22 protein-coding genes and 1 pseudogene are annotated in these 21,473 nt (G+C 36.5%); 3 read left to right on the plus strand and 20 right to left on the minus strand.

The genetic code is table 11. The features are described from left to right. Positions 1-17 precede the first annotated feature (17 nt). The 13 genes from LG296_RS11460 to LG296_RS11520 form a co-directional block, all read right to left on the minus strand. Complete coding sequence (locus tag LG296_RS11460; protein ID WP_107934848.1) at positions 18-422, minus strand: Asp23/Gls24 family envelope stress response protein; 405 nt, start codon at positions 420-422, stop codon at positions 18-20. 138 nt (positions 423-560) lie between these two features. Then, the gene (locus LG296_RS11465) at positions 561-1,553 is read right to left on the minus strand and encodes an LLM class flavin-dependent oxidoreductase (RefSeq protein ID WP_107934847.1); all 993 of its coding nucleotides are present in this window, start codon (positions 1,551-1,553) and stop codon (positions 561-563) included. 145 nt (positions 1,554-1,698) lie between these two features. After that, entirely contained in the window at positions 1,699-3,078 is a 1,380-nt protein-coding gene (gene accC / locus LG296_RS11470; RefSeq protein ID WP_107934846.1) for an acetyl-CoA carboxylase biotin carboxylase subunit, read from the minus strand. 14 nt (positions 3,079-3,092) lie between these two features. After that, a complete protein-coding gene (gene accB, locus LG296_RS11475) occupies positions 3,093-3,593 on the minus strand; it encodes an acetyl-CoA carboxylase biotin carboxyl carrier protein (protein ID WP_107934845.1) in 501 nt (166 codons plus the stop codon). A gap of 175 nt (positions 3,594-3,768) precedes the next feature. After that, positions 3,769-4,308, minus strand: a complete 540-nt coding sequence (locus LG296_RS11480; protein WP_107934844.1) for a SpoIIIAH-like family protein — start codon at positions 4,306-4,308, stop codon at positions 3,769-3,771. Further along, the gene (locus LG296_RS11485; RefSeq protein WP_251401722.1) at positions 4,305-4,724 is read right to left on the minus strand and encodes a hypothetical protein; all 420 of its coding nucleotides are present in this window, start codon (positions 4,722-4,724) and stop codon (positions 4,305-4,307) included. The genes LG296_RS11480 and LG296_RS11485 overlap by 4 nt, the downstream gene beginning before the upstream one ends. A gap of 316 nt (positions 4,725-5,040) precedes the next feature. Next, positions 5,041-5,952 (minus strand): stage III sporulation protein AE, encoded by a 912-nt coding sequence (locus LG296_RS11490; RefSeq protein WP_107934842.1) that lies wholly within the window; start codon positions 5,950-5,952, stop codon positions 5,041-5,043. 14 nt (positions 5,953-5,966) lie between these two features. Next, entirely contained in the window at positions 5,967-6,344 is a 378-nt protein-coding gene (locus tag LG296_RS11495) for a hypothetical protein (RefSeq protein ID WP_153062697.1), read from the minus strand. A 7-nt stretch (positions 6,345-6,351) separates the two neighbouring features. Next, positions 6,352-6,558 (minus strand): stage III sporulation protein AC, encoded by a 207-nt coding sequence (locus LG296_RS11500; RefSeq protein ID WP_107934841.1) that lies wholly within the window; start codon positions 6,556-6,558, stop codon positions 6,352-6,354. Between the two features lie 211 nt (positions 6,559-6,769). Beyond that, complete coding sequence (gene efp / locus LG296_RS11505) at positions 6,770-7,327, minus strand: elongation factor P (RefSeq protein WP_107934840.1); 558 nt, start codon at positions 7,325-7,327, stop codon at positions 6,770-6,772. A gap of 15 nt (positions 7,328-7,342) precedes the next feature. Next, positions 7,343-8,404 (minus strand): Xaa-Pro peptidase family protein, encoded by a 1,062-nt coding sequence (locus tag LG296_RS11510; protein ID WP_107934839.1) that lies wholly within the window; start codon positions 8,402-8,404, stop codon positions 7,343-7,345. 15 nt (positions 8,405-8,419) lie between these two features. Further along, the gene (gene aroQ / locus LG296_RS11515; RefSeq protein ID WP_107934838.1) at positions 8,420-8,848 is read right to left on the minus strand and encodes a type II 3-dehydroquinate dehydratase; all 429 of its coding nucleotides are present in this window, start codon (positions 8,846-8,848) and stop codon (positions 8,420-8,422) included. Between the two features lie 120 nt (positions 8,849-8,968). After that, positions 8,969-9,421 (minus strand): hypothetical protein, encoded by a 453-nt coding sequence (locus LG296_RS11520; protein ID WP_107934837.1) that lies wholly within the window; start codon positions 9,419-9,421, stop codon positions 8,969-8,971. 183 nt (positions 9,422-9,604) lie between these two features. On the opposite strand from LG296_RS11520, the gene LG296_RS11525 reads away from it, so the two are divergent. Then, positions 9,605-10,489, plus strand: a complete 885-nt coding sequence (locus LG296_RS11525; protein WP_181418106.1) for a DUF1385 domain-containing protein — start codon at positions 9,605-9,607, stop codon at positions 10,487-10,489. 128 nt (positions 10,490-10,617) lie between these two features. Beyond that, positions 10,618-11,382, plus strand: a complete 765-nt coding sequence (locus LG296_RS11530; RefSeq protein ID WP_107934833.1) for a TSUP family transporter — start codon at positions 10,618-10,620, stop codon at positions 11,380-11,382. 438 nt (positions 11,383-11,820) lie between these two features. Here the strand turns inward: LG296_RS11530 and LG296_RS11535 are convergent, their stop codons facing one another. From LG296_RS11535 to LG296_RS11565, 7 genes and pseudogenes are all read right to left on the minus strand, one after another. Then, entirely contained in the window at positions 11,821-12,222 is a 402-nt protein-coding gene (locus LG296_RS11535) for a hypothetical protein (protein WP_107934832.1), read from the minus strand. 16 nt (positions 12,223-12,238) lie between these two features. Beyond that, the gene (locus tag LG296_RS11540) at positions 12,239-13,621 is read right to left on the minus strand and encodes a cell wall metabolism sensor histidine kinase WalK (protein WP_107934831.1); all 1,383 of its coding nucleotides are present in this window, start codon (positions 13,619-13,621) and stop codon (positions 12,239-12,241) included. Beyond that, positions 13,618-14,289, minus strand: coding sequence for a response regulator transcription factor (locus LG296_RS11545; protein WP_107934830.1), 672 nt, complete (start codon positions 14,287-14,289; stop codon positions 13,618-13,620). Before LG296_RS11545 ends, LG296_RS11540 begins: the two co-directional genes overlap by 4 nt. 69 nt (positions 14,290-14,358) lie before the next feature. Next, positions 14,359-16,467 carry an MMPL family transporter gene (locus LG296_RS11550; protein WP_107934829.1) on the minus strand — a complete coding sequence of 703 codons (2,109 nt, stop codon included), beginning with the start codon at positions 16,465-16,467 and terminating at the stop codon, positions 14,359-14,361. 275 nt (positions 16,468-16,742) lie between these two features. Continuing rightward, positions 16,743-17,004, minus strand: a pseudogene (locus tag LG296_RS11555) (hypothetical protein); the annotation flags it as partial. Positions 17,005-17,150: 146 nt separating this feature from the next. Next, positions 17,151-19,724: a vitamin B12-dependent ribonucleotide reductase gene (locus tag LG296_RS11560; RefSeq protein ID WP_107934828.1), complete on the minus strand. Its 2,574-nt coding sequence runs from the start codon at positions 19,722-19,724 to the stop codon at positions 17,151-17,153. A gap of 239 nt (positions 19,725-19,963) precedes the next feature. Beyond that, positions 19,964-20,797: a biotin/lipoate A/B protein ligase family protein gene (locus LG296_RS11565; RefSeq protein WP_107934827.1), complete on the minus strand. Its 834-nt coding sequence runs from the start codon at positions 20,795-20,797 to the stop codon at positions 19,964-19,966. A 106-nt stretch (positions 20,798-20,903) separates the two neighbouring features. Here LG296_RS11565 and LG296_RS11570 point away from each other — a divergent pair, with 106 nt between their 5' ends. Further along, positions 20,904-21,287, plus strand: coding sequence for a rhodanese-like domain-containing protein (locus tag LG296_RS11570; protein ID WP_107934826.1), 384 nt, complete (start codon positions 20,904-20,906; stop codon positions 21,285-21,287). Positions 21,288-21,473 lie beyond the last annotated feature (186 nt).

Below are 21,473 nucleotides of genomic sequence, written 5' to 3' on the forward strand. Positions count from 1 at the left end.
TGTGTAATCAGTTACAATTACTCTTCTTCTTTTACATTCTCAAATTGGATTGCCGTAATATGAACATTCACTTCGTTTGTATCAATTGATGTCATATTTAAGATTGCCTGTCTAATGACAGTTTGGACTTCTTTTGCTACCTTTGGAATGGAAAAACCATATTTTACTGAACAATATACATCAATAACGATTTGACCATCCTCAGTGAGTGTAGCTTTTACCCCTTTAGAATGTACTTTTTTACCAAAGCGTTCAGCAACGCCTGATGCAAAGTTGCCACGTGTTGCAGCAACCCCATCAATTTCAGTAGTTGCAATGCCAGCAATTACTTCAATTACTTCAGGTGCTACCTCTATTTGACCAAGTTCTTCTTTTCCAGAAGGAGTTGGTTGTATGAAAGCTTTTGTTACTTTCTCAGCCATCTTCTTCATCCTCTCTTACTTCATAAACCTGTCTACATTAGAAAAAACAGCAATTTATAAAGGCTTCTATTTGTATTTTATTATACACCATTTTTCACCAATACGCTTAAAAGGAACTCTGATAATTTCTAAAATTTATTACTTCCAGACTTTAGAAAGCAGCTCATATGATTTTTTTCTATCATCTATATTGTAGATCGGGCTATTAATCATTAGCTCATCAATTTCCCGATTGCTCATAAATTCTGCTAATTGTTTATAGACCTTTTCACTTGAGCCATAGAACGTATATTTTAGCTGTTGATGCACGACTTTCTTTTGATCTTCTGTCCACAGGTTCGACATATCACGTGGTGGTTGAGTTTTCCCTCTTTTCCCTTGGATAATTCCTAGGAATTGCTGGAATAGGGTACTCGCTAAAAACTCAGCTTCATCATCTGTATCAGCTATAATTGCATTCACAGCCACCATTACATAAGGCTTTTCGAGAACATCTGATGGCTTGAAATTTCTAGTATAAGTAGCTATTGCGTCATCCATTAAATCTGGTGCAAAATGGCTTGCAAAGGAATAAGGTAACCCTAATTGACCTGCTAGCTGTGCACTATAAAGACTTGAGCCTAATAGCCAAATCGGAATAGACATCCCTTTTCCAGGTACTGCAATCACAGGTCGCTCCACATCCTCAAAATAGCCTCTAAGCTCATCGACTAGTCGGTCAAATTCATAAGCCCCTCGATCATCTCGACGCAATGCACGTGCAGTTAACATGTCAGAGCCTGGTGCTCGCCCCAATCCTAAATCAATTCGTCCAGGATACATTGATTCCAATGTACCAAATTGCTCTGCAACCATTAAAGGTGCGTGATTTGGAAGCATAATACCGCCTGCTCCAACACGGATTGAATTTGTACTAGCCGCTAGATATCCTATTAAAATTGCTGTCGCTGAACTAGCAATCCCTTGCATATTATGGTGCTCAGCCACCCAATAACGATTGTATCCATAGCTTTCAACAGCTTGGATTAGTTCTCTACTATTTTGAAATGACTCAGCTGGTGTACTACCTTCAAGTACAGGCGCTAAATCAAGTACTGATAATTTTGGTAACAAAATGTCTCCCCCTCTCATACCTATTCAGTATAAAACGAACTTCAAGAGGATTCATTTATTTTGGCTTGGGTAGCATTAATAGAAAAGACTGTAGATAACTCAAAAGAGTTTGTCTACAGTCTAAAATCCCACATTGAAGCATGAAGGACTTTAAGCAATTCGATTAATTCGAAGTTATTTCTTCCTTTTTTGAAACGTTAAGAATGTCGTTTTCTTCAAGGAATTTAGTGTTGAAATTCCCAGATTGGAAGACTTCATTGTTCATAAGTGCTTCGTGGAATGGAATTGTTGTGTGAATCCCAGGTCCGTCTACTTCGAACTCACTTAACGCACGATTCATTTTTGCAATTGCTTCTTCACGAGTATCTGCATGAACAATCAATTTCGCAACCATTGAATCATAATATGGAGGAATTGTATAGCCTGCATATACTGCAGAGTCAATACGAACACCATATCCACCTGGCGTTATATATGTTTCAACCGTTCCTGCAGAAGGCATAAAGTTTTTATATGCATTTTCGGCATTGATACGGCACTCAATTGCCCATCCATTTATTTTAATTTCCTCTTGTGTAAATGGAAGAGCTTCACCAGCAGCGATCTTCAACTGCTGTTGTACTAAATCAACACCAGTAATCATTTCTGTTACTGGATGCTCCACCTGGATACGCGTATTCATTTCCATGAAGTAGAACTGGTCAGCCTGGTAGTCATAGATAAATTCAATTGTACCAGCACCTTCGTAATTACAAGCCTCTGCCGCTTTTACAGCAGCTGCGCCCATTTCTTTGCGACGTTCTTCTGAAAGTGCAGGAGATGGAGCTTCCTCAACAAGCTTTTGCATACGACGCTGAACGGTACAATCACGTTCTCCTAAATGTACAACGTTACCAAATGAGTCAGCTAAAACTTGAATTTCACAGTGACGGAAATACTCGATGAATTTTTCTAGATAGACACCTGGATTACCAAAGGCTGCAGCTGCTTCCTTTTGTGTAATTTCAATGCCCTTTACTAGATCCTCTTCTGTACGAGCGACACGAATCCCCTTACCGCCACCACCAGCAGTTGCTTTAATGATGACAGGGTAGCCAATTTCACTCGCCCACTTCTTACCTGTTTCAATATCAGGAACAATCCCAGTACCTGGCACTAACGGTACACCGGCTTCTTCCATTGAACTGCGTGCCACGTCCTTAATACCCATAATTTTAATGGAATCTGATGAGGGACCAATAAATTTAATTCCTGCGTTTTCACAGGCTTCAGCAAAATCAGCATTCTCAGCTAAGAAGCCATATCCAGGGTGAATACCATCCACTCCTGTTTTTTGGGCAACTCCTAAAACTGCCGGGAAGCTAAGATATGAATCCTTGGATAATTTTGGTCCTATACAATAAGCCTCATCGGCTAGTTTAACATGAAGTGCATTACTATCTGCTTCTGAATAAACAGCAACTGTCTCAATGCCTAGCTCTTTACATGCACGAATAATACGTACGGCAATTTCACCGCGGTTTGCAATTAATACTTTTTTCATGATGAAAGCACCCCTTACTCAGGTTTCACTAGGAATAGTGGTTGACCATATTCAACTAATTGCCCGTCTTTTACTAGGATTTCAACAATTTCACCTTTGATTTCAGCTTCAATTTCATTGAATAGTTTCATAGCTTCAACGATACATACAATTGACTCTTCTGAAACTTTGTCCCCTACACTAACATAAGCTGGAGCATCTGGTGATGGTGCTTGATAGAAAGTTCCAACCATTGGTGAAGTAATCTTATGTAAAGTTGAATCCTCTACATTAGCTGGAGCTGTCTTTTCTTCTACTTTTACTTCTTCTACTGTTTTTGGCTCTGTTACAACAGCAGCTGCAACAGGTGGAGCTTGTACTACAGGAGTAGCTTCTTTTGGTAATACTACTTCTGAAATAACTCCATTATTTTTTTTTAATTTTAATTTCGCCCCATCGTTTTCATAAACAAATTCGTCAATCGATGAATTGTCTACCAATTTAATAATTTCTCTTAATTCTTGTACTTTAAACATGAAAACACCCCTAATGTTTTAATAACTACACTTACCATTTTATATTTTTTTAATACTTTTTGAAATACATAAATAGATATTTCTAGAAAATCATGAAAAAACAGTGCTTTCGTTGCTATAACGAACGCACTGCGTAATTTCTGTTTGATAATATTATTATATATAGAATAGCTTTTTAATAGTAATCCGATGTAACCTTAACTTGTACATCGCTAATATTTTCGTTCTCTGAAAGTACAGTGAAAACAATTTCATTTACTTGTGAAGTAGAAACTTCATCTGATAGAACTGTTACTTGAGCTTTATCGTCATTAATGCGAACAAATGCATCTGAATAGCCAAGAGATTGGATTAGCATTTCTAGCATTGACTCAGAGGATTCAAGTTTGATTAACTGATTCATTTCATTATATGCAGCACTTTTTTCTTCTGCTGTAACATCATCAGATGCAATTTTGTCTGTTAATTGAGTTCTTAGCTGATCACGCTCGCTGCTAACTTCCATGCGCATATCTTCGAATAAATAACTTTCTGAGCTTGTAGTTGTAATCTCTTCTTCAGATACCCCTGTCAAAGTTGTTTCTTGTAACGTATCATCCGTAAAAATTGTTGCTAAATCCACATTGCGATTTGGCTCAAATACATAATAAACTGAAATAACTGCCGCTAAACTTAGTAGGGTTAATAACCATACTGTTCTTCTTTTTACTTTCATTGTTCATCTCCTTTATTCTCCATAGGTACAATCATAATTCTGTGAGTAGGCATTTCCATGACTCTACTAATAGTTTCTAACAGTTGCCTTTTAATAGTCGGGTTAGAAGCCCCTTCTGATACAACGAGCAATCCTGTTACATATTTTTCTGTTTCACTTGAACTTAAATAGCCATTTAATAAGTTGTCCGTGTCATTTCCTTTAGGGGGTTGGTTATCATAATGAAAATATACTTTTACTAGTCCAACTCCTTGAATTTGACTGAGGGCTTGTTCAAGTCTAGCTTCTTCTGTTGATGAGATTGTCGATTGCTTTTTTCCGGTTGAATCGTTCCACGTAACAGAAATGTACGCAATGAACACTAATACTGCAATCGGAATAAAGATTAATTTTTGTTTTTTCCATTTATTTTCCACCTCACGTTTTCTTAGCGCCCCCTTTCCATCAAATACGCCCCGGTTAGCCTAGGCGTAACTTTGTTCAGCTTTATTAATTTTTTTATATGAAATTAACAAGCATTCTAGGTGTTTAAAGCTTTCTCACTGAACAAAGTTTACTGTTTCAACACATTGTATGAAGCTAGTCCCAACTCTATGCTTTAGAGTTTCAGAAAATCTAACATTGTTGTTAAAAAAATTAATAAGGTTGCTAGTTTTACATAGACAAGAATGTCTTTTTCATCTGCCAGAAGTAGTAAACATTTTCCTATTAAAATAATCGCAATTAGTTTGATCAAAAACTTTTTCCCACCCCTAGTTGCATAATGATCATCAATATTAACCAAATAAAGACAAAAGCAATTCCGAGAAGGATTGCAACAGCACACAGTAGTAACAATGACTTTCCTACATCATCCAACAATCCGCTAATTGTACTCCCAGTAAAAGGTTCAACTATCGCGGCAACAAACTTAAAGGTTAGAGCATGTATGAGCAGCCTGCCTGCCGGATAGAAGGAAGCCCCCCAAAAAGCACTCATTGCTCCAAAACCAACTACTGTTGTAGCAGTAGATTGATATTTATGAAAAATAGAAAATCCTTCAACAATAAGCGAGCCAACTATTGGTACGGTTTGCTCGATTACTTTTTTTACTGGACTTGCGATGGCTTGGTCAATTGTAAAAAATGCAACCCCTGTAAAAGAAAGCACAGTGACCATCGCTATTAAAGAGGCAGTAATTAATGTCATTACTGTTCCCCTTATCAATTCTGAAGCCTTTGAAAAGGAAATTTCCGGTAGAAACCTTGTACAAAAATCAAGTATAAGTGCCACTGTAATGGCTGGAATCAAAATTTTCTTACAAAGTAAAATCAATATCTCAAAGATAAAGAGAATAACCGGGCTCCATGCAATAAATGAAAATACTGCGTTTAACACCACTAATAGTGATGTTAATATTGGCGTAATGGCTAAAAAGAAGTCAGATGCAATGTTGACTAAGTCCCCCATTAAGGAGAAAGCATCCATCACAGTTTGTCCAAGTGTTAGTACGAGAATGATTACAAATAAAGCATCTGCAAAGCTTTTAAATTTGGGTACAAATGCTTCCACTATTAGAAACAAAATCGTATAGATTACGATTAAAATGATGGATTGTCCAGCAATTTTCAATGGATCTAAAAAGATATTTAGTATGTCATGCATTGGCGTGTAGCCCCTTACTGAAGCTTTTCTAAAATTGACGATAAATCTGACAATATTTTTCCTAGTTCGCTAGTCCAATAAAATAACAGCACAATACGTATTGAGAACATTACGAGTTCGCCAAATGTTTCATATTCCTCTTCTTCAAAAATTGATTGAAAGAACAAGCCAAGCTGATAAAAAAGTGCAGAGTACACAAGCTGAGGTACATAAGGCACTGATTGAACATATGAAAGGAGCTGCTCTAAAAAAGGAATAGTGAGCGTCGACAATAGGAAATAGAGTAGTACGAAAAAAAAGATGACGACTATTATTCCGTGTAGTTTGCCGATGGTTTCTTTAATAAATATTAAGAGTAGCATTAGGATTACGGCGTAAATTAGAAATGTCATAGTTTACCTAATTTAAATTAAGCCATTGGAAGAATGTAAGAATATCGCCAAAGAAAAGCCGTAAAAATCGAATTAGTTCTGCTGTAATATACAGATATGCAATGAAAAATATAAAGAATGAAAATTCCTTTTTGCCGATTTGCTCGAAGAAAACATGAAGTAAGGCAACGACGAGCCCTACCCCCGCTACTCGCAAAACGTCCTGTAACTCCATCACGACGCCTCCTTGTGTAAGGCAATATATGAGCTTTTCCAAAAAAATAGACCTGTATCTAAAGAAAAAAGTCATCTAGTAGGAAGATGACCTTTTCATATAACTTATTATTAACTTCGCTCAAATATTAGTTGGCATAACAAAAAAGAGTGCAAACAACGAAGTCAAATTGACCCTTGTCTGCACTCCAAAATATCAAACTATCTGCTAATTACGCACGTGAAACGTATGAACCCTCAGTAGTGTTAATGATTAATTTATCGCCTTCGTTTACGAAGAATGGTACGTTAACCATTAAACCAGTTTGCATTTTTGCTGGTTTTGTACCGCCTGAAGCTGTATCACCTTTAATACCAGGCTCTGTTTCAGCAACTTCAAGTACAACTGTGTTTGGTAATTCTACACCTAACATTTCACCTTGGTAAGTTTGGATGTGAACTTCCATATTTTCAAGAAGATATTTTAACTCTTCTTCAATTTGTACTCCTGCTAATTCTGTTTGCTCGTATGACTCCATATCCATAAATACGTGAGCATCACCTTGTGCATATAAATATTGCATTTTACGGTTGTCGATTTGAGCTTTTTCTACTTTTTCACCTGCACGGAAAGTCTTTTCTGTTACGTTCCCATTACGTAAATTACGTAATTTAGAGCGAACGAATGCTGCACCTTTCCCTGGTTTAACGTGTTGGAAATCCAATACGCGGTATAATTGGCCATCGATTGAAATTGTAAGGCCAGTTCGGAAATCATTAACTGAAATCATAGATGTGTTCCTCCATTATAAAATAATTAAGTCTTTAGTTGAATGAGTTAATTTTTCATTACCCGTTTCTGTGATTAAAATATCGTCTTCAATACGAACTCCGCCAATTCCTGGTAAGTAAATACCCGGTTCAATTGTCACAACCATATTAGGTTCTAAAACTGAGCTAGATCTTGATGAAAGTGCTGGACCTTCATGTACTTCTAAGCCAATTCCGTGTCCTGTAGAATGTCCAAAGGCTTCACCATATCCTTTAGATGCTAAATAATCACGAGCAAAGCTATCTGCTTCAACCCCCGTCATACCCGGCCCTACTTTTTCTAATGCAAGTAATTGTGACTCTAAAACCGTATTGTACATTTCAACAAGCTTATCGGAAGGTTGTCCAACTGCAATTGTACGAGTGATATCTGAAATATAACCATTATATAATGCACCGAAATCAAGTGTGACAAAATCACCTTTCTCAATCACTTTGTCTGTTGCAACACCATGTGGCAATGCACTACGCACTCCACTTGCAACAATCGTGTCAAAGGAAGATGCTGTTGCCCCTTGTTTACGCATGAAAAACTCTAATTCATTCGATACTTCAAGCTCAGTTAAACCTGGCTTAATAAATTCTAAAATATGTGAAAAGGCATTATCTGCAATTTCACACGCAACCTTAATAATATTAATCTCTTGTTCCGTCTTTATCAAGCGAATTTTTTCAATTAATCCAGAAAGCGGTACTAATTCAGCTGTTAACTGCGATTTATATGTCTCATACATCGAATAAGTCATTGTATCTTTCTCAAAACCTAAAGTTTTGATACCCATTTTCCCAACTAGTTCAGCAACCTCAGTAAAGATGCTTCCTTCATGCTGAACGATACGGAAATTTTGAATTTGCTTATTTGCTTGCTCAGTATAGCGGAAGTCTGTAATAAAGACCGCATCATCCTTTGATACAATCGCTACTCCAGCAGTTCCGGTAAAACCAGTCATATAACGACGATTAAATCCGTTTGTAATCAGTAATCCATCAACATTTTGTTCTACTAATGCTTTACGTAATTTTTCTAATTTAATCATTTAGAGCTCCCCCGTTTACTGTTCTAAAAACTTTCTTAGTGCTAATTCATAGCCAAAAGTTCCTAGACCGCATATTTGTCCAACACATTCTGCAGCTAGCTTTGATTCATGACGAAACGATTCTCTTTTATGTATGTTAGAAATGTGCACTTCAATGACCGGCACATTTACTGCTGCAATTGCATCCCTTAGCGCAATACTGGTATGTGTATAGGCGCCAGGGTTAAAAACAATTGCGTTAACATCCGTATCTTCTGCTTCGTGGATCCAATCGATTAGTACACCTTCATGATTGGATTGTTTAAAATCAATCGTAGCATTAAATTGTGAGGCTAGGCTGATGCATTTTTCTTTTACATCATCCAAAGTTTCACTTCCATAAATTTCAGGCTCACGTTTTCCTAAACGATTCAAATTTGGCCCATTTAACACTAAAACCTTCATCAACATTCTCCTCTTTTTAACGGATAGGAAAAGATAAGTTATTATGGAGTTTTCGCAAGAAAGAATAGAATTTTCACACATTTGGAGATAAATTGTATTTTCTAGCGGAAATTACCACTTTTATTTTACCACAGAGTCCTTATACGGCAACTTATTTCGTTCACTATGAGCTCGATAATGGAAAACAGCGGTCTCAAATACAAATCGCGCAGTAATGACAATCGTCACCATAAACGGGATGGAAAGCTTTTTAAACGAAGATAGCTCTGCTGGTAAATCAAAAATGACCCATTCACAAATTAAGGCTAAAATTGCCCCAATTATTAGTGAAGTTAAAAAACTAGGAACCATTTCAACGAATTGCATTGCAAAATATAATAGAAGGGTTATTAAAAAAATGATTATCAGTAAAAATAGCCATTTCACTGACCAATGGCTAGCTTCTAGTACATTTAATCGCTTGGCATAGCCTACAGGACTCCATTTGATAAAATTAAACAGGGATAAGAGCTTTAAGCTAATCGTTAAGAAAATAGAAGCAAACAAACTTGTTAAAACCGCTAAATAAATCACAGACAGCACCTCTTTTTTTTTGTAAGTTTCTCCAATATTTAAAATTCGTATGCGTAAACGTAGAGGTTTCGTCGAAAATTTAGTACAATAGACGAGTTATAAGTTTTATATTTTGAGAGAGTGGTGTAGACCTTGGCTAATGAAGCACCTGTATACGGCGGACAAGCACTTCTAGAAGGTGTCATGTTCGGTGGGAAAGATCATACCGTAACAGCAGTACGTAGAAATGACGATTCAATTGAATATTTTTATGCAAAGAAAACGAAAAAACCGATTTATCAAAAACTGAAAAAAATCCCTTTTCTTCGAGGTGTTATTGCGTTAATCGAGTCATCCGGACTTGGTGCCAAGCATCTCCAATTCGCGAGTGAACGCTATGATATCGATCCAGGTGAGGAAGAGGACAATCAAGAAGAGGCTTCCAAGCTACAAATGATTTTAGGTGTAGCAGTTGTCGGGGTAATTTCCTTCTTATTTGCTAAATTTGTCTTTACCTTAGTACCAGTATTCTTGGCGGAATTATTCTCCCCATGGATTTCAGGGAAGTATCCCCAAATTTTCTTAGAAACATTTTTCAAGCTTATACTACTCTTAAGTTATTTATATATCATATCAATGACACCTTTAATAAAACGAGTTTTTCAATATCATGGTGCCGAGCATAAGGTTATCAATTGTTATGAAGCCGGCTTGGATATAACTGTAGAAAATGTCCAAAAGCAGTCTAGACTTCACTATCGTTGCGGGTCAAGCTTTATACTATTCACTGTAGTGATTGGTATGTTTGTCTATTTCTTTTTCCCTACAGACCCACTTTGGTTACGCGTAGTCATTCGTATTCTTTTGATTCCCGTAGTTCTTGGAATATCCTTTGAGGTATTACAGGCAACGAATGCCGTTCGAGAAATTCCTGTCTTAAAGTATTTAGGTTACCCAGGCTTATGGCTACAATTACTAACAACGAAAGAGCCTAAAGATGAGATGGTTGAAGTAGCTATTGCTTCATTTAACAAATTACATGAAGTTGAAAAGAATCCTGACCTTTCAATGCAATTACATCACGATTAATTATCCCGCATTTGGTAGACATACCAAATGCGTTTTTTTGTTAAATGCTATTTAAAATGCACTATTTACAATTTCCGACAGATTCGATAAGATTACCCCATTACACAAATAATTAGGGGTCTTGCAATATGGAAATGGATTTGTACAAAGTAATCATTATTATCTTTTTTGGTTTTGTTGGAGCTTTTATTAACGCAACTGTAGGCGGTGGTGGTTTAATTACACTCCCTGCCTTATTATCAGTTGGACTTCCCCCTTCAGCAGCTATCGCTACAAATAAACTTGCAGCTTCAATGGGAAATTTAACAAGCTCCTTAACATTTTTTAAAGCAGGAAAAATTGATATTAAGCTGCTCGGACCCATCCTTCCCTTTGTCTTTATCTTTTCAATGCTAGGAGCTTGGACAGTTCATTTAATGGATTCAGAGCTCTTAAGACCATTGATTATAGTCATGCTAATTGTTGTTTTAGTTTATACATTATTAAAGAAAAATTGGGGTCAGCTAGAGGAGAGAAAGCCTTTAGATTGGAAGCAAGGTACACTTTTTGTTGCGGGAATAGTTCTGATAGGTTTCTATGACGGATTTTTCGGACCTGGTACCGGATCCTTTATTATGTTCATCTTCTTGATTGCAGGCTTTGATTTTTTGCAGGCAGCCGGAAACGCTAAGCTACTGAATTTTATAAGTAATATTGCCGCTCTTATTATGTTTTTAATTTTGGGAGAAGTAGTTTTTACTTATGGTTTAATAATGGGGGTTTCAATGATTGCAGGAGCTTTCATTGGTACGAAATTTGCACTAAGTAAAGGTACCAGCTTCGTGAGAATGTTATTTATTATCATGACTGTGGTTTTAATTATTAAAAATATTTATGATTATTGGTTTGCTTAAAAGAAAAAGGCAATTTCCGTTTTTCGGGAAATTGCTGTAGGTTTGAAATAAAGTTTGATTAAAAACATCTTACAAACCCACGTCTTACGTAACTTAATAAGAACCCGTTTTGAAAAAGATTGATCAAAACGGGTTCATTATTTGTGAAGTATTATACAATTTTACAATAAAGTTTGATAATTATCTGTAATCCGCTCTTCAACTAACCACCTGTTAGCTTAATTGTTCTCATTTTAGGAATTTATTATCCAGAATATAAACACTACTATTAAGACACTTTCACAAGCACTTGTTCCAAGAACAAACTAGAGCCTTCTAAAATCTTCAAGTCCACTAAAGCCATAGTATTGTAGTTCCCAATTATGAAAGATATATTGAATGGAATGGCGATTTGTAAGCCTTCACGACATTTTAAGTCGATTTCTTTGGGAATACTATTTAAATTTTAATTTCCCTGTTATCAACTAGAAAGGTGATAAGCACGAATAATAAGAATGCTATTAAAAGGAAGCTTCCACCCACAATAAATAACACCATTACAAAGGTTTCATCAAGATTTAATGGATTCAAATTATACATCCACATTCCAACGGTCAATCCTGTAGCACCAAGAATTCCTAGGATACTGTGAATAGGTACAAGTCTTTTGTATTTAATTTTATACACCTTATAAAAAATTCCCCAAGCAAATACAGATAGCCACCCTACTAATAGAATATGAGCATGGATAGGTCTCATTGAATAATCCATATTACCTGACATCTGAGAACCAATAAAAGTACCGATTATTCCGAAAATCGCCGAAAACCGTATTAGCCTTAAACTCCAAGTTTGTTCCATCTATTTAATCCTCCAATTAATTTATATTTGGGAATAAGAGTGTGAAGGTTGTTCCCTCGTCAACCTTGCTATCAACTTTGATTTCTCCTCCATGCAAGTCAATGATTTGTTTAACAATGGATAAGCCTAACCCTGTACCGTCACTTTTTCTAGATGAATCTATTCGATAAAAACGGTCAAAGATTTGGGTGATAGCTTCCTGAGACATACCAATTCCAGAATCTTTCACCATGATAGTGATTACAGATTCACTTTTAAATAAGCTTATCCAGATACTCCCCCCATGAGCATTATATTTTATGGCATTTGTTATCAAGTTGTCCCAGACGTTGCTCATTAGTTCGGCATCAGCCTTCATGCGAATAGGTGCCAGATTATAAGAAACTTCAATTTCCTTTTCCTGTAGTCGCCATTGATACCTACGGATGGTTTGTTTTATTTGTTTGTCAAATTGAACCTCTGAAATCTTCATCGGATACGCTTTCTGATCAAGCGAAGTTAATAACAACAGTTGCTTCGTTAGATTGGAAAGCCGCTTTGATTCTTGATCAATAATTTGTAGGTACTCTTTTGATTCCGTTTCAGTTACACTTTGTGACAGTAGAAGCTCCGCGTAACCTTGAATATTCATTAGTGGAGATTGAAAGTCATGTGACACATTATTAATAAAGGATTTTCGAGCTTCATCATTATGCTGTAACTGCCTCTGCATGTTGTTAAAGCTTTCTGCTAATTGTCCAAGCTCATCATTACGATTAATCTTTAACGGATAAAGGAAGTTCTCACGTGTAATCTCTCTGGTCGCTTCCGTTAATTTGGTAATCGGTTGAATGAGATGCTTTGCAAACAGGATTACCCCACTAATGCTAACAACTGTAACCGCTACAAAAAACCATGCTAAAATCATATGAATATCAGAAAAGAGCAGTTTATTATTGGGACGTAAGAATAAACCGTATTGCTCTCCACTCATGGTGAATGGCACACCGACAGTATTCTTCACATCATTCGAGAAGTGTCCCATCATTAAAAACTTATGTGAAAAATGGCTCATGCCATGGTAGATTTCTTTGTCTAAGATTACCCTCATGGCTTCTTTAGGTAGTTCTGTCTTTGAAAAAGCATTGCCAAAATAAGCATCTTGCCCTGATTCGTTTATCACATATATTTGATACCCAAGATTGCCAATCGAATCTAAGAAAGGCTCCAAGGAAGAATGATTCGAATGCATATTTTCAAGATTTAATGTAATTGTTTGGGCGATTTCTACATTTTGCTGATCAATCTTCTGCTTTGTAGAAGACATGTAAATAAAATTGGCTACTATCATCCCAATCGTGACACTTATGATTAAAATCGATAGTGTTGCAATAATGAATTTCCGATACAGAGTTCTCATTTGGTAACCTCAAGCTTGTAGCCAATCCCTCGGACTGTTTGAATTTCCACCGATGCATGATATTTTTTCAAACGATCTCTAATTCGGTTTATATGCGTATTAAGAGTTTGTTCTCCGCCTTCATAATCAACTCCCCATACTTGTTCAACTAAAAAAGCTCTAGGTATAATCTTATTTGCGCGTGAGGCTAATAAACTTAATAATTCAAATTCCTTTAGTGGTGGAAGGACTGTTTCTCGATTGATCATTAATTCAAAGTTTTTCCGATCTATCGTGAGATTTCCTACCTTTAAGACCATTTCCATGGCACGTTCAACACGCCGTAAAACAACAGCAACTCGAAATAGGAGTTCCTTTACCTCAAATGGCTTAACGATATAGTCATCCGAACCCGCTAAGAAGCCTTGTTCTTTATCACCAATCTGTCCTTTGGCAGTCAGCAGTATAACGGGGATATCGTAGTCAGTTGATAATATCTTTGTCAATTCAAATCCATCCATCTCTGGCATCATCACATCGACAATCGCTAAATCAAAGTTTTTTTCTTCCAGTATATCCAAGGCTTCTTCCGCATGATTAGCTCTAGATACTTGATAACCTTCTCGACTTAAGTGTATAGATACAAGTTGTTGAATATAGACATCATCATCTACAACAAGAACCTTCATTATATGAGCCTCCTAAAAAGGGAGAATACAAAGGAAGTCCTTTGTATTCTTTTATCACTGTTCATTATGCTAGACTTGCTTTTCTTTTTCAAATAGTAGTATCAAAGCTGGTAGAAGCATTCCTCGAACTAGGAACGTATCAATTAAGATTCCAATTGCGACGATAAATCCAAAGACGAAAAGGTCAGCAATTGGTATTGTAGTCAACGCTGCAAAAGTTGCCGCAAGAATGATACCCGCAGATGATATGACACCACCGGTATTTCGGATTGCAATTTCAAGAGCATCTTTAACTCGATGTGTATTCCGCTCTTCAATGAATCTAGAGGCAAGGATAATATTATAATCTATACCTAAGGCCACTAAGAAAATGAAAGCATAGACAGGTACACGAGTACTTAAAGCTTCATAACCAAACAAGAAATCAACTAGAAAAATCCCAAGCCCTAAAGCAGATACATAAGAAAGTAAAATGGTCCCCATCATATAGATCGGCATTTTAAACGAACGAGTAAGGGTGAATAAGAGAATTAGTATTAGTAATGATTCAAGTATCACAATAGTAAAGATATCCTTCCTATTCACATCTCGTTCATCTACTAGCTTTGCAGTCACTCCGCTATAGTATGCTTCTCCAGAGATAGAAGCATCAGTTAATAGATCTTGTGTATCTTCACGTAAATCTTTAATTATATCCATCGCTTGCGTGGAATATGGACTCGTTGCTAAAACTACATTCAGCTTTATAGCTTTAGAATCTTCAGATTGTTCAGTCAAAAGTACGGACGCAATTTCTTCATCATAATCTTGAAGTTTGTCTGTAACAGCAGTAACCTTTTCTGTGTCAAAAGACTCATCACTTTCAATTACCAGTGTGGTAGGTGCTAGTTCCCCTTTGTCATATTTTTCCTCTACAATTTCATAACCCACTCGAGATGGTAAATCCTCAGGAAACTTTTTTACGGTATCAAATTCAAAATCCAGATTAAACATATTAAAAGCAGTAATGAGAAGGAAAATACCAACAATGCCTCCAGAAAAAACTGGTTTTTTCACTACAAAATTAGCAATTGGTCCCCAAATTCCGTGTTTTACTTCTTTGGCTTGTCCGTACTTTGGAACTTTCGGCCAAAATGCTTTACGACCAAATAGCGTAAATAAAGCTGGTACCAATGTGATCGACGCTATAATGATAAAGAACATAGCAAGTCCGAAAATCGGGGCAAAGTTTTGATAATCACGGAAATTAGCAAAGAATAAGACTAACATTGATGCTAACACTGTTCCACCAGCAAAAAATACAGGTTCTCCAATTGCACGCATTGCAAGTTTCATTGCTTCATATTTACTTTCAACCTTGTTAAGCTCCTCACGGTAACGGGAGAATACAAATAGTGAATAATCAATCACTGCAGCAAAAAGCAAAATACTCATAATTGAGGTTGTTGAGTTATTGATTTCTAACCCACCCACCCCTAGTAATGCGACACTTTGATTCACAACCTGATAGACAATAACTGTTGCAAGTAGAGGTATAAATGCAAGTAACGGTGACCGGTAAATCGCTATAAGTAATACTAATATAATTACTATAGTTGCAAGTAATAATACAAAGTCTGCTTGTTCAAATAACTTGAGTGTGTCCCCAGCAATTCCTGCTGGTCCAGTAATATAAAAAGACATATTTTCAAACTTCTCTGCAATCGTATTCCCTATCTCTGAAACCTTGTCATTGATGTCGGAATACTCACCATTGCCAAGACCCTGCTCTAATTCCATCGGAACAATCATCGTTGAGCCATCCTGAGAAATAAAGCCCTTTAACGCTTGAGGTGGAAGTGCACCTATGTCAACGATAGTCTCAATTCCTTTAATATCTTCTTCTACTATTCTATTTAGTATTTGTGTGACCTCATCGGTACTGATGTTGCCATTTTCATTATGGAACACAAGGATTCCTGGTGTCCCTTGCTCATTTGGAAATATCTCCTTTGTCTTTTTCTCAGCTAATATAGATTGTGCTTCATCTGGGAGCGATTGAAAATTAGTTACTTTATAATCTCCAAGCCTTGGTCCCGCACTTAATCCTACCATCACGACTAGCCAAGCGATAATCGTAATCCACATCCCACGTTTGGTTGAAACCCAATCTGTAATTGTTAATAACAGTTTTCTCAAAAATATGAACCTCCCTTAATATCTATCGTATATGATCGTACTAGTAGAATATAAATTTAATATCAACTTTTGATTACATTATGGAGAAACTGATGTTTCGTTTATACATTTATTTCTGATCCAGTTTTTATAGTCATTTTTATAAGATACCATTTCACTATGTCCTACCTAAAAAAGTAAGTACTTCTCTTTAATGAAAAACATTTAATAAGAAAAAGTTCATAGAACATAATTTATAGAAAAAAAGAAAATATAAGACTCCCCTCCTAACAGGTTTCGTTTTGGAACAACGGAAACTGCTCTCTATTATCGATAATAAAATTTGAATATCCCAACAAATAAAAATAGTTTCGTTCCAACTCTGAAAGAAATTCATTGTCTTTGTCTCGGTACTTTAGTACCTTTTAATCGCGTTGAACTACCTAGTGATGGAATATCTTGAATTTTAATCCACGGCTTATAATCGATACCTGTGATTTGTCCAAGACCTTCCTTCAACTTCTTTTCAATTGATGAAGAACGTTTTCTTTTAGACATTCATTTACTCACCTTTCCGTTTTCTGAAAAGACAAAAAAATAACCTCTTTAGTAAAAAAGAATACCAAAGAGGTTATTTTGTATCGAACTTTATTGTAAAAATCAAACTTTATTGTAAATCCACAATTGCCTTTTGTACTAGCTTTTTATAGTCCACATTTTAATTGGGCACCACAGCCTGTACATGTGTTACAGCCACCCAATTCTTCAACTGTGCCTTGACGACAAACTGGACAAGTATTTCCTACTTCAGATCCAATTGTTACGTTTGTAGTTGCAAGCGGTGCGATTGTATCAACCAATACTACTGTTTGTTTCCCTTTTGCTTCTTCTTCAAGAACTTCGTCAAATGCAAGTTGCTCATCATGAGAGGATTCTGCTTTTAATGTTAGTACTTGTGAATCTCGACTTCCATCGACATAAACTGTACCACCTTTTGCTCCACCCTTGTAAAGGCGCTCATACACTTTTTGAACCTGTTCAACCGTGTATCCTTTTGGTGCGTTTACTGTTTTAGAAATCGATGAATCTACCCAACGTTGAATAACACATTGCACATCCGCATGCGCTTCTGCTGATAATGCCATTGATGAAACAAACCAATCTGGCAGATTATTTTCATCTGCTTCTGGATGTGTTTCTAAATATTCTTGAACGATCTCAGCCTTTACTTCGATAAATTTACCTAAACGGCCTGAACGATAATAAACGAATGAGAAGTAAGGTTCAAGGCCTGTTGCCACTCCTACCATTGTCCCAGTGGAACCTGTGGGAGCAACTGTTAGAAGATGCGAGTTGCGAATACCGTTTTCCAGAATACCTTGGCGCACATGTTCAGGCATTTTTTGCATATAGCCTGTGTTAATGAAGGCTTGTCGTAATCGGCTCGTTTCTTCTTCTGTTTCACCTTCTAGGAATGGGAAACAGCCTCTTTCTTTCCCAAGCTCAGTCGACGTTTCGTATGCAGCTACTGCAATTGTTTCAAAGATTTTATCAACAAGCTCGTTACCTTCTGGTGAACCATATTCTTTTTCACAGTAAATAAGTAGATCGGCAAGTCCCATAACACCAAGACCCACACGTCGTTCTCCTAATGCTTGTTTACGGTTTTCTTCTAAGAAATAAGGCGTTGCATTAATAACGTTATCTTGCATGCGTACTCCGATACGAACTGTTTCACGAAGTGCATCGAAATTAACTGTTTTTGTTTCTTTTTCAGCAAACTGTGCTAAGTTCACCGCTGCAAGGTTACACACAGAAAACGGTGCGAGTGGTTGTTCACCACATGGGTTTGTTGCAACAACTTTTTGACCGTAGCTTCGTGCGTTTGTCATGTCATTTGCATTGTCGATAAAGAAAATACCTGGCTCTGCTGCATAAGTTGCACAGATATTAATTAAGTTCCATAATTCACGGGCTTTAATTTTTCGATATGTGCGAACTCCATAACCAAGAGCTTCCCATTCTCTTACATCCCCTACTTCATGCCATTTTTCATTGTAAATAGCCATTTCTTCTGGAGAGTAGTTTGCTACGTCCGGGAATCGTAATTCATAGTCACCGTCATTCTCAACAGCTTCCATGAAGTCTTTTGTTAATGTGACAGAGATATTTGCTCCAGTTAAGAACTCTGGATTGTGGACACTATAAGTTCCACCATCTCGTAATTTCGTTTCTGCTTCCTTAATGATAGATTCATTGAACCCACCTAAACCAGGAATCGCTTTATAATTAACAATGCCTTGATACATTGCTTCTTCTTGTTGTGTTAAAGGTTTGAATTTCAGTTTTTCATTCGCTAAAAGTGAGATTAGTTCATCATTCGTATTTTCGATTAGGAAACGAAGAATACGTGGATTTTGCATTTTAGAAATAATAAATTCTACAATATCCGGATGCCAATCTGCCAGCATTATCATTTGAGCCCCACGACGACTACCACCCTGTTCAACAAGATGTGTCAGCTTTGCAATGTCATCAAGCCAAGATACAGAACCGCTTGATTTACCATTTACGCCGCGCGCCAATGTGTTACGCGGACGAAGTGTAGAACCGTTTGTCCCAACTCCACCACCGCGACTCATAATTTCCATTACTTGTTTACGGTGATCACTAATGCCTTCACGACTATCTGCTACAAAAGGCATAACATAACAGTTAAAGAATGTCACATCTGTCTGAGAGCCTGCTCCATATAGCACTCGGCCGGCAGGGATAAATTTTAAGGATACGAGTTGTTCATAGAACTTCGCAAACCATTTTTCCCTATTTTCTTCTGTCTCTTCAACAGCAGCTAATCCAAACGCATTACGTTTTGCAATTTGTTCATAGAAAACTTCAAGAGGTTTTTCAATTACATCTAAGGAACGTACGATAACACCAGATTCTTGTTCTTTTGCGTTATCTAAAACATGGCGGTATTCTTCTTCGATTAAAATTTCAGCTTTCTTTGCTTCAAAATCAATTGATTGAATAAATCCTAATCCGCGAGCAGGAAATTTTGGATCTTCTTTAATTGTTAATACAACAAAATCTCCAGGCTTTAATGTTTTCTTTTCTGTATCCTTAAATGAATAGCGGTCAATCATTACTAATCTTGATACACCTTTATGCGTAATTTGCATATCCGGTGTAATCGGATGTACTTGAGGAAATTTCTCGATGTCTTTGTTTAATTGGTTTACGAGGATGGTTGTTTTCGTTTCTTTTGCCAATACCATCTGCCAGCCTCCCTTAATAGATAATACATCTAGTATAATCTACTTTTCTCAGAGCCACAACATATAGTGCTCGAGAAAATAGATTAACACTAGATGTAGATAATTTATTCACTAGAAAAGATTACCTTATAAAAAATATCATTTCAAGGGCTTGATTTTTTTAAAACTAGTTAAACTCCTTTAAATTAAAGACTTTTAACTCTATAAAAAATTTTCTGGTATGCAAGAAACGTACGTTCTTATTTTTTAAAATTCCATTCATCAGTTAAATATTTTGTTGCTTCGAGATTTTTTACGTATTGCATTTGTTCTTCAGTTAATTGATATGGAACTAGCTCAATATCCAATGCCTGCTCAAATCCTTCTTTAAATGCCTCAATACATTGCGAAATTGTAATTTCCTTATCAGTCAGTCTATTAATCGCAACAGCCTTTTCTGGGAGCTTCTGACGCATTTTTTCCTTTGCTTCTGCTGACGAAAATTTAAAAACAGATAAAAGCTTTTCTTCATCAAGATCTAGCAGTATCGCTCCATGCTGTAAAATAACACCTTTTTGGCGAGTTTGAGCACTTCCCGCTACCTTTTTTCCTTCAACAACTAATTCGTACCAGCTCGGTGCATCAAAGCAGACCGCGCTTTTTGGTTTCTTTAAGTCTTGCTGCTTCTCTTCTGTATCTGGAATACTAAAATAAGCATCTAAGCCTAAATTTTGAAAGCCTAGTAATAGTCCTTCACTTAGTACTCGATAAGCCTCTGTCACACCAGCAGGCATATCAGGATATTGCTCATTCACAATAATACTGTAGGTTAACTCACTTTCATGTAATACCGCTCGTCCACCTGTAGGGCGTCTAACAAAGCCTAGCTTCTGTTCTTTTATAATCTCTAAATCGATATCCTTCTCTGCACTCTGGAAATAACCAATTGATAGAGTTGCAGGATTCCACTCATAGAAGCGGATTACCGGAGGAGTTTCACCTTGACTATGTAAATCAAGCAACGCTTCATCTAAAGCCATATTATATGATGGACTACAAGGTCCTGAATTTATAAAATACCATTTTGATTTCATTTCATCATCTCCCTTAGACACTAAATATCATTTTATCAAACTGATTGGACTAACGCCACTTTCTCTTTTATAATGGAATATGAAGAAAGAAAGGAGAAATATTGCAGTGACTGTACTTTATACAATTGCTATCATACTAGGTGCTATCATCGTATACGTTCTAGTAAATACACTGCGTCTTAAAAAAGCAGTGACAAACTTAGATCAAGATCAATTTATACAAGGCTATCGAAAAGCACAGCTAATTGATGTGCGTGAAGTGAAAGAATTTGAAGCGGGGCATATTTTAGGTGCACGTAATATCCCTTCAACTCAACTTCGCCAACGCTATAAAGAAGTCCGTCCAGATCTACCAGTCTACTTATATTGCCAAAATGCAGGTCGTAGCGCACGTACTGCACTTTTCTTAAAGAAAAAAGGCTATAATCAGGTTTTCCAATTACAAGGCGGTTTCAAAACTTGGTCAGGTAAAGTAAAATCAAAAGCTTAAGCAAATTTGAAAAACACAGCTCAGGTTATAAATAATCGAGTTGTGTTTTTTATATTTGCTTCTCACCTTCTAAAAACTGAGGAAACTCAAATTGCGAGATTTCTCGCCTAAAAAATGATTCAAAATATTTATTTTTCACTTCGCATTTAGCATTTTTCTATCCCACAAAAAGATGAAAAGAGCGTT

The organism is Ureibacillus chungkukjangi, assembly GCF_044795995.1.
Classification (GTDB): domain Bacteria; phylum Bacillota; class Bacilli; order Bacillales_A; family Planococcaceae; genus Ureibacillus; species Ureibacillus chungkukjangi.

What these genes read in the sequence shown, in the direction of transcription:
- LG296_RS11460 (WP_107934848.1), bottom strand. Translation starts at nt 422, where the DNA reads ATGGCTGAGAAAGTAACAAAAGCTTTCATACAACCAACTCCTTCTGGA.
- LG296_RS11465 (WP_107934847.1), bottom strand. Translation starts at nt 1,553, where the DNA reads ATGAGAGGGGGAGACATTTTGTTACCAAAATTATCAGTACTTGATTTA.
- accC (WP_107934846.1), bottom strand. Translation starts at nt 3,078, where the DNA reads ATGAAAAAAGTATTAATTGCAAACCGCGGTGAAATTGCCGTACGTATT.
- accB (WP_107934845.1), bottom strand. Translation starts at nt 3,593, where the DNA reads ATGTTTAAAGTACAAGAATTAAGAGAAATTATTAAATTGGTAGACAAT.
- LG296_RS11480 (WP_107934844.1), bottom strand. Translation starts at nt 4,308, where the DNA reads ATGAAAGTAAAAAGAAGAACAGTATGGTTATTAACCCTACTAAGTTTA.
- LG296_RS11490 (WP_107934842.1), bottom strand. Translation starts at nt 5,952, where the DNA reads ATGCATGACATACTAAATATCTTTTTAGATCCATTGAAAATTGCTGGA.
- LG296_RS11495 (WP_153062697.1), bottom strand. Translation starts at nt 6,344, where the DNA reads ATGACATTTCTAATTTACGCCGTAATCCTAATGCTACTCTTAATATTT.
- LG296_RS11500 (WP_107934841.1), bottom strand. Translation starts at nt 6,558, where the DNA reads ATGGAGTTACAGGACGTTTTGCGAGTAGCGGGGGTAGGGCTCGTCGTT.
- efp (WP_107934840.1), bottom strand. Translation starts at nt 7,327, where the DNA reads ATGATTTCAGTTAATGATTTCCGAACTGGCCTTACAATTTCAATCGAT.
- LG296_RS11510 (WP_107934839.1), bottom strand. Translation starts at nt 8,404, where the DNA reads ATGATTAAATTAGAAAAATTACGTAAAGCATTAGTAGAACAAAATGTT.
- aroQ (WP_107934838.1), bottom strand. Translation starts at nt 8,848, where the DNA reads ATGAAGGTTTTAGTGTTAAATGGGCCAAATTTGAATCGTTTAGGAAAA.
- LG296_RS11525 (WP_181418106.1), top strand. Translation starts at nt 9,605, where the DNA reads ATGTTCGGTGGGAAAGATCATACCGTAACAGCAGTACGTAGAAATGAC.
- LG296_RS11530 (WP_107934833.1), top strand. Translation starts at nt 10,618, where the DNA reads ATGGAAATGGATTTGTACAAAGTAATCATTATTATCTTTTTTGGTTTT.
- LG296_RS11535 (WP_107934832.1), bottom strand. Translation starts at nt 12,222, where the DNA reads ATGGAACAAACTTGGAGTTTAAGGCTAATACGGTTTTCGGCGATTTTC.
- LG296_RS11540 (WP_107934831.1), bottom strand. Translation starts at nt 13,621, where the DNA reads ATGAGAACTCTGTATCGGAAATTCATTATTGCAACACTATCGATTTTA.
- LG296_RS11545 (WP_107934830.1), bottom strand. Translation starts at nt 14,289, where the DNA reads ATGAAGGTTCTTGTTGTAGATGATGATGTCTATATTCAACAACTTGTA.
- LG296_RS11560 (WP_107934828.1), bottom strand. Translation starts at nt 19,724, where the DNA reads ATGGTATTGGCAAAAGAAACGAAAACAACCATCCTCGTAAACCAATTA.
- LG296_RS11565 (WP_107934827.1), bottom strand. Translation starts at nt 20,797, where the DNA reads ATGAAATCAAAATGGTATTTTATAAATTCAGGACCTTGTAGTCCATCA.